Origin of the sequence: Bowmanella yangjiangensis, from assembly GCF_017255015.1 — a bacterium.
Taxonomy (GTDB): domain Bacteria; phylum Pseudomonadota; class Gammaproteobacteria; order Enterobacterales; family Alteromonadaceae; genus Bowmanella; species Bowmanella yangjiangensis.
Window position 1 is genome coordinate 1 of the sequence record NZ_JAFKCS010000354.1, and the last position, 818, is coordinate 818.

The window sequence follows — 818 nt, forward strand, 5'->3', positions numbered from 1 at the left end:
ATCCAGCTCCGGCAGCATGCGCGTCAGCGCCGCGACCATGCGCTGTCGGTCAGCGCCCAGGTAATCATCGAAGACCACCTGCAGGCCCGCTGCATGGGCCGCCAGCAGGAAGCCGCGCTCACGCTCCTGGGTCGACTGCAACCCCGGCTGCAGGCGCAGCAGCGCCACCCGCTTGCCGGCGCCCAACTGCTCGGCCAGCTGCTGCCCAGCCAGCTGACCGGCGAGGAAGTTGTCCGTGGCGACCAGCGCATAGGCCCCTTCGCCGGCGACGCTGCGATCGACGTAGACCGTGGGGACGCCCTGCTCGCGCCGGGCGACGACACGCGCATCGATGGCCTCGCCGGCCGGGGCGATGATCAGGGCCTTGCAGCCATGCGCGAGGACGCGCTCGATCAGTTGCAGCTGCACGTCGACGCTGCCCTCGTTGGTCGGGGCTCGCGTGTAGATATCCATCTGCAGATCATCGGCGCTGCGACGTGCGCCCACCTCCAGGTCCGTCCAGAAGGCCGAGGTGCTGGCCGGTATCAGACCGATGCAGTCGCGCGCCATGGCCATCTCCGGGAGCAGGAGGGCGGCTGTCAGCAGCAGGCAAACGAAAGAAAGGACTCTTGGCATGTTCGACTCCCAGCCATTGCCATCACTTTAGCATCAGGCGTTGACCTCATGCCCCTGTCGCGAAGCTGTCGGCTCATACTTTTTAACCTTCCAAACCGACGGTCGGACTAGCCCTGACGCCTCAGGCAGGCGATCATCCCGGTTCCGTCGCAGACTCCAGCTACCATGACCACCACCATCGACAGCCCCACCCCGACGCACAA

At 66.4% G+C, this 818-nt stretch carries 1 protein-coding gene; it reads right to left on the minus strand.

The window, feature by feature from the left end; genetic code table 11:
- Window positions 1-615: substrate-binding domain-containing protein (locus J0A65_RS24500; protein ID WP_206596860.1), on the minus strand; the 615-nt coding region annotated here is incomplete at its 3' end.
- Window positions 616-818: the final 203 nt, after the last annotated feature.